The 13,849-nt window shown below is 69.1% G+C and carries 13 protein-coding genes; 8 read left to right on the forward strand and 5 right to left on the reverse strand.

All coding sequences use genetic code 11. From position 1 onward, the window contains the following. Positions 1-50: 50 nt before the first annotated feature. Genes FPZ41_RS11865 through FPZ41_RS11880 form a run of 4 tightly spaced genes read left to right on the forward strand, consistent with a single transcriptional unit; the run spans position 51 to position 3,957 of the window. The gene (locus FPZ41_RS11865) at positions 51-2,558 is read left to right on the forward strand and encodes a sensor histidine kinase (RefSeq protein WP_152861841.1); all 2,508 of its coding nucleotides are present in this window, start codon (positions 51-53) and stop codon (positions 2,556-2,558) included. Positions 2,559-2,572: 14 nt separating this feature from the next. Further along, positions 2,573-3,004, forward strand: coding sequence for a roadblock/LC7 domain-containing protein (locus FPZ41_RS11870; RefSeq protein ID WP_131560869.1), 432 nt, complete (start codon positions 2,573-2,575; stop codon positions 3,002-3,004). A 1-nt stretch (position 3,005) separates the two neighbouring features. Then, positions 3,006-3,362 carry a DUF742 domain-containing protein gene (locus tag FPZ41_RS11875; RefSeq protein ID WP_131560871.1) on the forward strand — a complete coding sequence of 119 codons (357 nt, stop codon included), beginning with the start codon at positions 3,006-3,008 and terminating at the stop codon, positions 3,360-3,362. After that, positions 3,349-3,957, forward strand: coding sequence for a GTP-binding protein (locus FPZ41_RS11880; protein ID WP_152861845.1), 609 nt, complete (start codon positions 3,349-3,351; stop codon positions 3,955-3,957). Before FPZ41_RS11875 ends, FPZ41_RS11880 begins: the two co-directional genes overlap by 14 nt. On the opposite strand, the gene FPZ41_RS11885 is transcribed toward FPZ41_RS11880, so the two are convergent. Continuing rightward, positions 3,947-4,543 carry a TetR/AcrR family transcriptional regulator gene (locus FPZ41_RS11885; protein ID WP_131560875.1) on the reverse strand — a complete coding sequence of 199 codons (597 nt, stop codon included), beginning with the start codon at positions 4,541-4,543 and terminating at the stop codon, positions 3,947-3,949. The genes FPZ41_RS11880 and FPZ41_RS11885 overlap by 11 nt on opposite strands. A 91-nt stretch (positions 4,544-4,634) precedes the next feature. Further along, positions 4,635-6,707: a galactose-binding domain-containing protein gene (locus FPZ41_RS11890; RefSeq protein ID WP_407698775.1), complete on the reverse strand. Its 2,073-nt coding sequence runs from the start codon at positions 6,705-6,707 to the stop codon at positions 4,635-4,637. A gap of 166 nt (positions 6,708-6,873) precedes the next feature. Here FPZ41_RS11890 and FPZ41_RS11895 point away from each other — a divergent pair, with 166 nt between their 5' ends. Further along, positions 6,874-7,632, forward strand: a complete 759-nt coding sequence (locus tag FPZ41_RS11895) for a class I SAM-dependent DNA methyltransferase (protein WP_152861849.1) — start codon at positions 6,874-6,876, stop codon at positions 7,630-7,632. 84 nt (positions 7,633-7,716) lie between these two features. Further along, positions 7,717-9,207 carry an alpha/beta hydrolase gene (locus FPZ41_RS11900; protein ID WP_152861851.1) on the forward strand — a complete coding sequence of 497 codons (1,491 nt, stop codon included), beginning with the start codon at positions 7,717-7,719 and terminating at the stop codon, positions 9,205-9,207. A 61-nt stretch (positions 9,208-9,268) separates the two neighbouring features. On the opposite strand, the gene FPZ41_RS11905 is transcribed toward FPZ41_RS11900, so the two are convergent. Further along, positions 9,269-9,901: a TetR/AcrR family transcriptional regulator gene (locus tag FPZ41_RS11905; RefSeq protein ID WP_322620116.1), complete on the reverse strand. Its 633-nt coding sequence runs from the start codon at positions 9,899-9,901 to the stop codon at positions 9,269-9,271. Between the two features lie 94 nt (positions 9,902-9,995). Between FPZ41_RS11905 and FPZ41_RS11910 the strand changes: the two genes are divergently transcribed. Beyond that, positions 9,996-10,958, forward strand: coding sequence for a zinc-binding dehydrogenase (locus tag FPZ41_RS11910; protein ID WP_152861894.1), 963 nt, complete (start codon positions 9,996-9,998; stop codon positions 10,956-10,958). Positions 10,959-11,025: 67 nt separating this feature from the next. Continuing rightward, the gene (locus FPZ41_RS11915; protein WP_322620117.1) at positions 11,026-11,940 is read left to right on the forward strand and encodes an IS982 family transposase; all 915 of its coding nucleotides are present in this window, start codon (positions 11,026-11,028) and stop codon (positions 11,938-11,940) included. A gap of 62 nt (positions 11,941-12,002) precedes the next feature. Here FPZ41_RS11915 and FPZ41_RS11920 read toward each other — a convergent pair whose 3' ends face one another. Next, positions 12,003-12,839, reverse strand: a complete 837-nt coding sequence (locus FPZ41_RS11920) for a carbohydrate ABC transporter permease (protein ID WP_322620118.1) — start codon at positions 12,837-12,839, stop codon at positions 12,003-12,005. Continuing rightward, positions 12,836-13,849: a carbohydrate ABC transporter permease gene (locus tag FPZ41_RS11925; RefSeq protein ID WP_152861854.1), complete on the reverse strand. Its 1,014-nt coding sequence runs from the start codon at positions 13,847-13,849 to the stop codon at positions 12,836-12,838. Before FPZ41_RS11925 ends, FPZ41_RS11920 begins: the two co-directional genes overlap by 4 nt.

A 13,849-nucleotide genomic window follows, 5' to 3' on the forward strand; every position in this document is an offset into this window, starting at 1 on the left:
GTTTCTCCCCAATCACCCCCCCCGATCACGTCAATCGCCCAAGGACGACGATGCCTTCACGGACAGGTGCCCGGCGCCGTCTCGGCTCCATACGTCTCTCGCTGATCCTCCTCGCGCTCATCCCCAGCGTCACCCTCGCCGCCATGTGGAGCGTGACGACAATTCAGATGTTCTCCGAGGGGCTGCGGCTGCGCGAGCAGACGGAGCTGAGCAAGACGACCGGCGCCATGGGCACCGACGCGACGCTCGCCCTGCAGCGGGAGCGCCGGCTGTCGGCCGCGTGGCTGGCGAACCCCCACGGCGACCGGACCGCCCTCGACGAGCAGCGGAGGGAGACGGACGCGGCGATCGGGAAACTGGTCCGCCAGTCGGACGCGATCGACAGCGCCCCCTCCCGCATCAGCGACCGGCTGAACTCCGTCCTCGGCGCGGTGGCCAGCCTGGAGTACTACCGGGACCAGGTCGACAAGCCCGTCGACATCACCCCGCAGCAGACGCTGGACCAGTTCACCTCGATCATCGAGACCCAGATCACCGCCTTCCACGAGCTCTCCCAGGTCGACGACGGTGATCTGACCTCCCAGGCCGACCCGCTCGTATCGCTGGAACGGGCGGGGGAGATGGTCGCCCAGGAGGACGCGCTGCTCACCCTCGCCTGGCCGTCCGGGCACCTGGACGACGAGACACGTCTCCGGTTCTCGGAACTGGTCAGCGCCCGGCGCTGGCTCGTCGAGGACCAGATCGTTCCCTCCCTGGACGGGGGCCTGAAGACCCAGACCGAGCAGATCCTCCAGGGCCAGGGCTGGCAGGCTCTGGAGTCCATGGAGGACCGGCTCCTCAAGGCCCGGCCGGCGGGCAGCACCGACAACCGCAGGACGGTTCTGCCCGCCGGCGTGGAGAAGCGGTGGACCGGCGGGTACGACGCCCTCGCGGGCGAGTACACGAAGCTCATCCAGCAGCAGACCCGCGCCCTGCTCGACCGCAGTGGCAACGAGGCGGACGCGCTCCTCTTCAAGGCCGCCGTCCTGAGCGCCGCCGGATTCATCGCCCTGCTGGTGTGCGCCGTGATGTCCTGGCGCATCACCCGCTCCCTGTCCCGCAGGCTGCGCGGACTGCGCATGGCCACCCTCAGCCTGGCCGAGGAGCGGCTGCCCGACGTGGTCGCGGCCCTCGACCGCGGCGAGAAGGTCGACGTGGAGTCCGCCACCCCGCCGCTCGACTACGGCCGCGACGAACTCGGCCAGGTCGCCCAGGCGTTCAACGCCGCGCAGCGCACCGCCGTGCACACCGCGGTGGAACTCGCCGACACCCGGCGCGGCTTCCAGAAGGTCATCCTGGGCATCGCCCGGCAGAGCCAGAACCTGGTCAACCTCCAGCTCAGCAAGCTCGACAAGCTGGAACGCGAGCACCAGGACCCGAACATCCTCCAGGGCCTGTACGAACTCGACTCCACCGCCAGCCAGTTGCGTCGCTATGAGGAGAACCTCGTCATCATCAGCGGTGAGCGGCCCGGCCGCACCTGGACCCGGCCGGTCGCGCTGATCGACATCCTGCGCAGCGCCGTCGGCGAGGTCGCCCAGTACCAGCGGGTGGAGGTGCACACCGAGGAGGAGGTGTCGGTCGCGCCGCCCGCCGTTGCGGACGTCATCCACCTGCTGGCCGAGCTCATCGACAACGCGACTGCGTACTCGCCCGCCCCCAGCCCGGTGAGTGTGCGGGCCGGGATGGTGGCCAGAGGCCTGGCCGTGGAGGTCGAGGACCGCGGCCTCGGCATGTCGGAGGAGGACTACGCGGCGTTCAACGCTCAGTTGGCGATGGAGCCGCAGTTCGATGTGGTCGCACTGGCCGACGACCTCCGCCTCGGCATGTTCGTGATCGCCCGGCTCGCCACTCGGCACGGCATCGCTGTCACGCTGCGCTCCTCGCCGTACGGCGGCACCACGGCGATCGTGCTGATCCCGCACGACATCGTGGTGAGTGAGTCCGCCGACGCGCCTGTCAAGGGCCTCGATGACACCGCCGACACGGCCGCCACCGACGCCGCGGGCGAGAACGACCGGCCCACCGGCCCGGTGAAGGCGCTCGCGCACGAGGCGGTCGCCGACGAACGGCCCTCCGCCGAGGGCCCCGACGACGGCGTACGGAGCCACGAACGCGCCCGCGAACCGCTGCCCGCGCAGGCCCCCGCGCGGACGAACGGCGCCACCCCGGCCGCGGCCACCGCACGGCCCGCGCCCCGCACGCCCACGGCCGGGCGGGCCGCGGGCCGGCGCCCAGGTCTCACTCCGCTGCCCCGCCGGGTACCGCAGACCAGCCTGGCCGCCGAGCTGCGGGAGGACACCTCACCCGTCCAGGACGGCGATCCCTTCGACTTCGACGACTTCACCGCGGAGCGCGCGGCCTCCTCACTGGCCGGCTTCCAACGCGGCACCCTCCAGGCCCGTGACGACGGTGCGGAGAGTGCCGACCAGACGGAAGAGACCCAGCCCGAGGACGCCGACGAGAAGGTCTCTGCCTCAGGCACGCCCGTCACCGCCGCTCCGCCCGCCGACCGCTGATGAAGGACACAGAAATGACACGCCCCATCCCCGCCACGCACAGCCAGCTCGACCAGCTGCTCACCGGACTGGTGGACCGGGTCGCCGAGGTGAACCACGCCGTCGTGCTCTCCGAGGACGGACTCGTCGTCAGCAAGTCCACCGCGTTCGTACGGGACGACGCCGAGCGGCTCGCGGCCACCGCGTCCGGCCTGATGAGCCTCAGCAAGGGCGTCAGCATGGACTTCCGGGGCGGCCCGGTGCGCCAGTTGCTGATCGAGATGGGCAACTCCTACCTGCTCCTCACCAACGCCGGCCCCGGGGCCAGCCTCGCGGTGCTGACCAGTCAGGGCGCGGACGTCGGTGTGGTGGCGTACCAGATGAACATGCTGGTGAAGAAGATCGGCGAGCACCTCAGTGCCGCCCCGCGGGCCGGTGTCGTCGTCGCGGCGGACAGCGGCGAGTGAGGTGAGCGGAGGCGATACGGCCGGTCGTTTGGTCCGGCCGTTCACCCTGACCGGCGGGCGGACCGAGCCGGACCGTGGCGACTTCACCCTCATCACGATGGTGACCGCCGCGCCCCCGCCGCCCGGCGGCGGCGCCCGGCTGCAGCCCGAACACACCCGGATCCTGCGGCTGTGCGGGGAACCGGTCGTGGTGGCGGAGCTCGCCACACGACTCGACCTGCCGGTGAGTGTGGTCAGCATCCTGCTCTGTGACCTGCTGGAGGCGGAACGGATCGTCGTCCAGCCGCCGCGGGTCGTCTCGCGCACCTTGGACCTGGAACTGCTGCAGAAAGTGAGGCAAGGCCTTGACCGGCTCTGACGCCACCGTCCAGAAGGTCTCGGCACCCGACACGGTCAAGATCCTGATCGCCGGGGGCTTCGGCGTCGGCAAGACGACCATGGTCGGATCGGTCAGCGAGATCGTCCCGCTGCGCACCGAGGAGCCGCTGACCACCGCGAGCCTCGGCATCGACGACCTCAACGGCATCGAGGAGAAGAAGTCCACCACGGTGGCCCTGGACTTCGGCCGTATCACCGTCAGCCAGGACCTCGTGCTGTACCTGTTCGGTACGCCCGGGCAGCAGCGGTTCTGGTTCATGTGGAACGACCTCGCCGTCGGTGCCCTCGGCGCGGTGGTCCTCGTCGACGTGCGCCGGCCGGAGACCAGCTTCGCCGCCATCGACTTCTTCGAGCGCCGCAAGATCCCGTTCGTCATCGGCGTCAACGGCTTCTACGGCGAGCATCCGTACGATCCGGAGGAGATCAGGGAGTCCCTCGCGCTGCCGCAGGGGGCCCAGGTGCTGCTCTGCGACGCACGCGACCGCGGATCGTGCCGGGACGTGCTGATCGCCCTGATCGACCAGCTCATCGCCACCACGACCCGCGGGGTCGGCCACCCTGCACCTATGGGGTGACCACGAGCCCGGCGACGTGTTCGGCGATCATGTCCAGTACGTCCGCCGCCGACGTGTCGTCGCCGAGCACGAGGAAGTTCAGGGTCAGCCCGTCCGTCATCGCGGCCAGATAGCGGGCCAGCACGGGAACGGGGACGCCGAGTTCGAACCCCATGTCCCGGCGCAGTTGCTCGATGAGCTCGGCGTAGGTGTCGCGGTACAGCTCGTACTGCCGGCGCGCGAGATGCCCGAACCCCGGCTCGCGCAGGGCGTACTGCGTCAGCTCGTACGTCAGCATGTGCTCGCCGGGACGGTCGGACACATGGTCCCAGTACGCCTGGAACCCGGCCCGGACGGTCTCCTGGAGCGTGGCCCGGGGCCGGATCGCCTCCCTCACCACCGTGACGTAGTCGTCGGTGATGGCCCTGATGACGGACTCGACCAGGGCCTGCTTGGAGTCGAAGCAGTAGTGGAAGACGCTCAGGCTGACGCCCGCCTCGGCGCAGATGGACCGGGTCGTCGTCCGGGCCACCCCGTCCCGGGTCATCGCCCTGATCGCCGCCTCGGTCAGCTGCCGGCGCCGCTCGGCCGACGGCATCCGTGCCATGAACCTGTCCTTCGTGCTCGTACCGGCTCCGCCCGCCCGGAAGCGTAACGGTGCCCCGCCCGGCGGGCAGGCCAGGGCGGGGCACCGTTGGTCAGCGGCTGTACACGCCCACCTCGTTGAGTGAGTAGCCCCAGTCGGTGCCGCGGTCCAGCCCGTGGACGCGCACGTACCGGGCCGGGGTCGCGCCGAACCGGGCCGTGTCGAGGCCGCCGTCACCGGAGGCCGTGGACCACGCCGTCCTCCAGGACGTGCCGTCGGTGGAGAGTTCGACGCGGTACGACTTCCCGTACGCCCGCTCCCAGTCGAGCGTGACGCGCTGGACCGTCTGCGTGGACCCGAGGTCGATCCGCAGCCACTGGTCGTCGTTCCAGTCGCTGGCCCAGCGGGTGCCGGTGTCGCCGTCCACGGCCCGGCCGGGCGCGTAACTGGTGAACGGGTTGGACTCCGATGAACTGGCCGTCGCCGAGCGGCCCTTGGCGAGGTTGACCCCGGCCTGGTGGCTCTCGGACGCGACCCACGTGCCGAGGTAGGACTCGGCGCCCCGGAAGAGGTCGTCGACGACGTCCTGCCCGCCGACGAGCCGGATGTCCTCGATCCAGTCCGGCACGAGACCGTAGTGCGCGGCACCGTCGGTGTTGAGGTCCCAGGTGCGTCGGCCGGTGGTCTGCCGGTCGATGACGGCGCCGCCGTCGACGCTGGTGAAGGGGTACGTCACGGGGTTCGAGGTGCCGGTGCCGCGGGGCGCGGGCCAGCCGCCGACGCCGTTCATGTCGGTGCCGTAGCCGTACCCCACGCCGTACTTGTCGCGCAGTGCGTCCGTGCGCTTCGCCTCCGTGCTGAACTCCTGGGAGCCGTGCATGTACTGGGAGACGAAGCCGCCGAGGGAGTAGACCCGCTCGGTCCAGTTCAGGTCCATCCAGCTGTGCGACGACAGCACGCCGGGGTACTGCTCGGCCTCGAAGATGTCGAGCACCCGGCCGGTGGCCTTGACGCTCATGTGGTCGATTTCGAGCATCATCTTGCGTTGCATCATGCCGCGCACGGCGTACTCACCGAGATCGGTGAGCCCCCGGACGTTGCACCGGGCGTCCTCGTCGTACTCCGGGACCTCGGTGCCCGCCGGCAGGTCCTCCTCGGCCCCGGACGAGGCGTCGCCGATGGGGTTGTCCTTCTGCGGACCGGTGCACTTCTCCGTCTTCCAGAACGTGCCGGTGGACAGGAACTGGCCGACGTTGATCGCCGTCCCGAGTCCGCCCTCGTCGAAGCGGACCCCGCACAGGGCGTTGTCGAACTTGTGGCACAGGAACATGCTGCGCACGCCCAGGTCGTACAGCTCGTCCAGCCCGGCGTCGATGTCGTCCTTGTCGCACTGCGGGATGTCGAGGATCTGCTTGCAGCCGAAGGGCTCCGAGGTCTCGACGCCGAGGACGACGGCCAGCTTGCCCTGCTCGATGACCTCGCGGGCCTGCGCACTGTCGGTGACGATCCGGAACCAGCCCTTGCCCGTGCCGCCGTACTGTTTGTCGATGTAGTCCTGCATGTCGTACGTCAGCCTGGCCTGGAGGCGAATGGACGTCATCTCGTCGCAGCCGCGGTCCTTGAAGAAGTAGACCGAGCAGATCACGCCGTTCGTGACGAGGTCGTTGACCAGCACGCGCTGACCGCCGCGCCACGCGCGCTCGATCCACGCGTAGTAGTTCTGCTGGTGGGTCATCGAGTCGTACGCGGGCCAGTCCTTGAACGTCGGCCAGCCGACCGGATCGTGCCTGCCGTCACCGCCCTTGGTGATGTAGTCGAAGATCGCGAGCGAGCCGTCGGGGTAGTGCTCGGGACAGTCCTTGAGCGCGTCCGCGATGCCCGCCTCGGAGTACGGCTTGCCGCAGATGAGCCTGCCACCGAACGCCTCGTTCGCCATGATGTGGTTGTGCGCGTCGACGAACCCGCGCACCTCGCCCGCGGAGTTCGTGCCCTTGAAGGGCTCACCGGTGACGTTGATCCCGGAGTCGGGCGAGGGCCGTGCGCTCGGCGTCCACCAGTCGGTGCCGGCCGCCGCCGAACTCGGCGTCGGTCCCAGTGTCATGGACAGCACGACGAGGAGCAGGGACAGCAGCGCGAGGTGCCTGCGTCCGCGGTGGGGGCTCGTGGGGTGCGGGCGGCGAACCATGGTCATCGGTCACGTCCCTCGGTTGTCATGACTCGCACAAGCGGTGGGATGAGAATCGCTACCGGCAGGTACTGAGTCAAGGGTCCGGGACGCTTGACCTGATGGCCGTGCCGGCCGCCGGAAAACCGCGTGCGCGGACTGCTTCGCAGCCGCTACGGTCCCCGGCATGACCGAACTCGATACTGAACTCGATGAGGACGGCTACTTCGGAGAAGAGATCGCGGCGACGTACGACGAGTCGTCGGCGGACATGTTCCGGCCCGAGGCGGTGGAACCGGCGGTGGACCTGCTCGCCGGGCTCGCCGGCGACGGGCAGGCGCTCGAACTGGGCATCGGCACCGGCCGGATCGCGCTGCCGCTGAGCCGCCGCGGGGTTCCGGTGCACGGCATCGACATGTCCCGGGCGATGGTGTCCCGGCTGCGCGCCAAGCCGGGCGGCGACGCGATCGACGTCGCCATCGGCGACTTCGCGACCACGCGCGTGCCGGGCACGTTCGCGGTCGCGTACCTCGTCTTCAACACCATCATGAACCTCACGACCCAGGACGCCCAGGTGGACTGCTTCCGCAACGCGGCCGCCCACCTCCGGCCCGGCGGCTGCTTCGTCATCGAGGTGATGGTGCCGGATCTACGCAGGCTGCCGCCGGGGCAGAACGCCGTGCCGTTCACCGTGAGTTCCACCCGGCTGGGGTTCGACACGTACGACACCGCCACCCAGGCCATGAGCTCCCATCACGTCAGGATCGCCGACGGGCATGCCTCGTACTCGTCCGCCCCGTTCCGGTACGCCTGGCCCGCGGAACTGGACCTGATGGCGCGACTCGCTGGGCTCAAGCTGCGCGACCGGTGGGAGGGGTGGCAGCGCGAGCCGTTCACCAGCGAGAGCCGCCGGCACGTCTCCGTCTGGGAGAGGCCCGCCGAGTAGGGGAACCCTGTGGGGTAAACCCCCGTGAGCAGAGGCCTGTTGGCCGGATGTCAGTGACGCGTGGGGCGGGCGAAGCTCGTTCCCATGACGAAGATCCAGCGACACACCGCCCTGTTGGCCGCCTCCGCCGCCGTCCTGACCCTCGCCATACCCCTCACCACCGCGACGGCCTCGCCGGCCGCCGCACCCGGCCCGTCGCCCCTCGACTGGACGAAGTGCGAGGGGACGGGGCTCGATCCGCGGCAGCGGTGCGCGACCGTCGAGGTGCCGATGGACTACGCCGATCCGCAGGGCAGGAAGATAACCGTGGCCTTCTCCCGTATACCGGCCGAGAACCCGGAGAAGCGCCGCGGTGCGCTGTTCCTGATCCCGGGCGGTCCCGGCGGCGGCAGCCTCGACCAGCCCTCGGACGAGGGGCAGAAGCTGCCGCAGGAGGTACGGGACGCCTACGACCTGATCGGGTTCGACCCCCGCGGGTACGGCCGGTCCACGCCGGTCAGCTGCGGTTTCGAACACGGTGACCTCGCCCCGTCGAAGACGCGGCCCTGGCCCGCCCCCGACGGCTCCGTCACCGAGAACATGGCCACCGCACGGCGCATGTCGGACGCCTGCGCACGCAACGGCGGCGAGCTGATCCAGCACCTCAGCACCGCCAACGAGGCCCGCGACCTCGACCGCATCCGTGCCGCGCTCGGCGAGCGGAAGATCTCCGCGTGGGGAGTCTCTTACGGGACGTACGTCGGCGCCGTCTACAACGAGCTGTTCCCGCACCGCACCGACCGCATCGTGCTGGACAGCAACGACGACCCGGACCCCACCCTGGTGGCGCACGGCTGGCTCGCCAGGTTCGAGGAGGGGGTCGAGGACAACTTCCCCGAGTTCGCCAAGTGGGCGTCGCAGCCGGGCAATCCCGACCGCGTGGCCCTGACCGCCGCCGAGGTGCGCCCGCTCTTCCTCCGCCTCGCCGCACGCCTCGACCGCGAGCCCATCCCCTGGCCCGGCGCCAACCCGGAGGAGCTCAACGGCAACGTGCTGCGCCAGACCATGCTGGACAGCCTCTACGACCCCGACGACTACCCCACCCTGGCCCGGCTGATCCTGGCCGCCGGGAAGGGCACCGTGCCGCCCGCGCCCCAGACGCCGCCCGACTCCGTCCTGCAGAACGGCTTCGCCTCCGGAGCTGCCATCTGCAACGACATCGCCTGGCCCAGGTCGGCGGCCGTGTACGAGAAGGGGGTCGCCGAGAGCCGCGCCAAGTACCCGCTGACGGCGGGGCTGCCGAGGAACGCCATGCTCTGCGCCGCCTGGCCGTGGGCGCCGAAGGAGCCCGCCGTACGGATCACCGACCGCGGCCCCTCCACCGTCCTCCTCGTCCAGAACCGGCGTGATGTGGCCACCCCCCTCGGCGGCGCACTCAAGATGCGCGAGGCCCTCGGCCGCCGCGCCGTCATGGTGACCGTGAACTCCACCGGCCACGGCGCCTACCTCGACAACGGCAACGCCTGCGGCGACCGCACTGTCTCCCGCTTCCTGGCGACGGGGGAGCGGCCGGCGCGGGACGTCACCTGCGACTAGATGATCTATTCCAAGGGGTTCAGTGGTTCGTGCGTCGAGCGTAAATACCGCTCGCCCACGGTCAGGTGCTGTCCGGTGCTGCGGATGCCAGCCGTGCCGCTGGTGGTAGTGGTGCGTGCTGAGGGCAGGCTTCGAACGCCTGGATCGCCAATCCTGCGAAGCGTCGGGAAGCCTTGACCTGGCTGGCGGTCGATGTGGCGTGGATCCCCTTGTTAGCCATGAGTATGAGAATCAGGTCGTCCAGGACGAAGTCGGACCGCAGGTGCCCCGCTTCCTTGGCTCGCTGAGCCAGTTCGGCGACTGCTTTCACCGTGTACTCACGGCCTGCGGCGACATCCTTCACCTCCGGGTAGGTCGACAGGAAGGCTTCGGTGAAGCCCCGATCGCGTGCGTGCAGCTCACAGATCCTCTCGATCACCAGGCACAGGCCACGCCACGGATCAGGATCTGCGCACCCCTCGTCGACAATGGCGCGGCATGCGTGCAGCTGGTCCGCGAAGGCCTCGGCGATCAGCATCTGCTTGGTCGGGAAGTGACGGTACAAGGTGGCAGGTCCCACCCCGGCACGCCGCGCGACCTCCCGCATCGGCACGTCCAGGCCATCGGTGGAGAACAGCGCTCGGGCCGCGTCGAGGATGCGTTCGCGGTTGTCCAGCGCGTCGGAGCGCAACGTATGAGGCAAACGGTCGGTCACCACTCTCACTTTACCTAAACGGACGGAGGCGTCCGTTATCGTCCGAGACGTAGAAGCTCTCGTGCTTGAGCTGTCCGAGAACCTGGAGACAACATTGAAGGCAATCTCGATCCAGACGTTCGGAAGTCCTGATGGTCTGGCTGTTGTCGGCCTGCCGGTACCCGCACCTGCTGCCGGGCAGGTACTGATAGCCACCGAGGCGGTGGGCGTCGGTGGTGTCGACACCGTGATCAGAAGCGGGGCTCTGGCCGCCTACGGCTTCAAGGAGGGCCACATCCCGGGCAGCGAGGTGGCGGGCACCGTGACCGCGGTCGGCGACGGCGTCGACGCGTCGTGGATCGGCGGGCGGGTGTGGGCCTTCACCGGCACCGGCGGAGGCTACGTCGAACAGGCCCTCGCGCCGGTCGAGGAGATCGTTCCCCTGCCCGTAAAACTGTCCGCAGTCGATGCGGTGACACTCGGCAGCTCCGGCGTGGTGGCCCACTTCGGGCTCCGCCACGCCCACTTCGCTCCCGGGGAGACGGTCCTGGTGCGTGGTGCGGCCGGCAGCATCGGGATCATGACAGTGCAACTCGCCGCGCGCGGCGGTGCCGCCGCAGTGGCAGTCACCACCTCCTCGGCCGAGCGCGGCGAGCAACTGCGACGCCTCGGCGCGACCCACGTGCTGGACCGCTCCGGCGACGGAGGGGAACCATCTCCCGCAGGCTATGACGTCATCATCGACGTGGTGGCCGGCAAGGACATGCCGTCGTTCTTCGACCGGCTCAACCCGAACGGCCGCATGGTGGCCGTGGGCGCTGTCGCAGGCCAGCCACCGACAGACTTCGGCACGAAGATCATGGCGGCGTTCCAGAAGTCGATGTCCTTCGCCGCTTTCAGCGCAGCCACCGTCACCACAGCCGAACGGCGTGCCGTGCGGAGCGAGCAGTTCGCCGCAGCGAGCCGGGGCGAGATCGAAACGGTGGTGCACGAGGTGCTGCCACTGGACGCAGCCGTATTGGCGCACCAGAAAATGGACGCGGGCGAGGTCTTCGGCAGGATCGTGCTGACACCGTAGTCGAAGGTATCTACGCCGGGATTGCCACGACCCCTGCTCAGTCGACGCGAGGGTCCAATGTCGGTGCGTGAAGACAGAGTTGGACTCCCTCGCGACCGCGCTCTACGTGAAGACCGATGATCTACTGAAGGGTTGGCCGCAGTTCGGGCCATGGCGGCCGGCCGTGGGCATTGCGCCGCAGCTCAGCGACGCCGAGCTGGTGACCCTGGCGATGATGCAGGCCATGCTCGGCTTCACCTCCGAGGCCAGATGGCTCCGGCACGCCCGCTCCCACCTGCGACATCTGTTCCCGTACCTGCCCAAGCAGCCCGGCCACAACAAGCGGCTGCGAAAGGCCGCCGGTCTGCTGCGGCGCGTCACCCGACTGCTGGCCGCCGACACCTCCGTGTGGAGCGACGACGTGTGGATCGTGGACTCCACGCCGGTGGAATGCGGCCGCTCCCGCGAGACCGTCAAACGTTCCGACCTGGCCGGATGGGCCGAGTACGGCTACTGCGCCAGCCACAGCCGCTTCTTCTGGGGCCTGCGACTGCACCTGGTGTGCACCCTTCAGGGCCTGCCCGTCGCCTTCTCCCTGACCGGGGCCAAGGCCGACGAGCGCGAGACCCTGCTGGACCTCCTCGCCGCCGAACCGGAACTTGTCACCGCCCGGCCCGGCCAGACGCTGATCGGAGATAAGAACTACTTCGGCCGGGGCTTCGAACACGAACTGGCCGAGCAGGACATCCGGCTGCTGCGGCCGGCCCGCAAAGGCGAGCCGGAACGGCCCGGAGCACCCCTGTTCAGGCCGTTGCGGCAGGTCATCGAGTCGGTCAACGAGACCTTCAAGGGGCAACTCGATCTCGAACAGCACCGAGGGCGCACACCCGGCGGTGTCATCGCCCGCGTCATGCAGCGCATCCTCGCGCCCACCGCCGCGATCTGGCACAACGACCACACCGGACAGCCCGTCCTACGCTCACTGACAACCTACGACCACTAACCCCTTGGAATAGATCATCTAGAGCGGCGCGCCGTTCGTACCCCTCTCTCCCTCCGGCGCGCTCAGCCCTTGACCGCGCCGGAGGTGAGGCCCTGGACGATGTGGCGGCTGGCGAAGGCGAACAGGACCATCGTGGGCAGGATGGTGAGCACGGCTGCCGCCGACATCGAGCCCCAGTCGATGTTGAAGCTGGAGATGAACCCGTTCAGGGCCGTGGGAACGGTCTTGTTGGTGTCGCTGTTCATCAGCGTCACCGAAAGGAACAGCTCGTTCCAGCAGTTGACGAAGTTGAAGATGAACGCGGCCACGATCCCGGGGCGCATCACCGGCAGCAGCACCCGGAACAGCGCCCCGAACCGGGACAGGCCGTCGATCATGGCGGCCTCCTCCAGCGCGTCCGGGATGTTCTCGAAGAAACCGCGGAGCATCACCGTGCAGAACGGGATGCACACGGCGATGTACACGAGGACGAGCCCGAGGCGGTTGTCGACCAGCCTGAGGTCGGTCATCAGCAGATACAGCGGCCCCAGCGCGATGAAGGTGGGGATCATCTGGGTGACCAGCGCGGCCATCAGCAGGGCGGACTTGGTGCGGAACTCGAACCGTGCCAGCACGTACGCCGACAGCATCGAGATCGCCGTCGCCACCACGCCCGCGACGGTCGCGACGACGAGGCTGTTGGTGAGGTAGGTCCCGAAGTCGGCCGTGCCGAACAGCCCGCTGTAGTTCTCCAGCGAGAAGTGCTCGGGCCAGTAGGCGATCGGGAACGCGAAGATGTCACCCGGCGCCTTGAGGGACGTGACCGTGATCCAGTAGAGGGGGAAGACGGTGAAGACCAGCCACAGCCCGAGGAAGGTGAACTTGACGACCCGTCCGGTCGTGCTCTCCTTGCCGATCACGACCTCACCTCTCGCTTCTCTCGCGTGGCCAGCAGGAAGAACGTCGCGAACAGCAGCAGCCCCGCCACCACGAGGAGGCCGAGCGCGGAGGCCCTGCCGTAGTCGCCCTGCTGCGTGATCTTGATCATCCAGGTGGTGACGATGTGCGTCTCGTTGTTGGGGCCGCCGCCGGTCATCCCGAAGATCAGGTCGGGGAAGTTGAAGATCCAGATGACCCGCAGCAGCACGGTGAGCGCCAGCGTGGTGCGGATGTACGGGATGGTGATCCGGAAGAGCGTGCGGACCTTGCCCGCGCCGTCCAGGGCCGCCGCCTCGTACAACTCGTCCGGGATCGACTGCAACGCGGCCAGGATCATGATCGCGAAGAAGGTGACGCCGTACCAGACGTTGGCGACCAGCACGGCGGCCATCGCTGTGTCCGGATCGGCGAGCCAGGCGACCGGCTCGTCGATCAGTCCGGCCTTCTGCAGCAGGTCGTTGACGACGCCGAACTCACTGTTGAACAGCCAGCGGAACAGGATCCCGATGAGGAACCCGGAGATCGCCCAGGGGAAGAAGATCAGCGCCTGGTAGAGACCGCGGAGGCGGAAGCGGCGGCGAAGCCACAGGGCGAGCGCGAAGCCGATCACCAGCTGGGGAATGATCGAACCGAACACCCAGAGCGCGGTGTTGGCCAGCACGGTGCCCCAGGAGGGGTCGGCGAAGACATCGCGGAAGTTCCTCAGGCCCACCCAGGAGGTGTCGGTGAGATCCGTCAGCTTCCAGTTGCGGAAGGCCATCTGGCTTCCCGCGATCACCGGGTAGTACGTGAAGACGGCGACGAAGACCGCGGCCGGTGCCATGAAGGCGGCGATGAGCAGGCCGCGGCGGGTGGTGAACTCCCGTTTGCGGCCGCCCCGTCGAGCGCCGGGGGCGGGCGCGGCACCTGAAGCGCGGATGGTGCCTCCCGCCCCCGGGGCCGTCGCGCGCGTCTTCTTTGTCGTATTCGTCGTTGCGGACGCGCCGGCCAT

The sequence above is a fragment of the Streptomyces acidicola genome (assembly GCF_009377235.1).
In the GTDB taxonomy this organism is placed as follows: domain Bacteria; phylum Actinomycetota; class Actinomycetes; order Streptomycetales; family Streptomycetaceae; genus Streptomyces; species Streptomyces acidicola.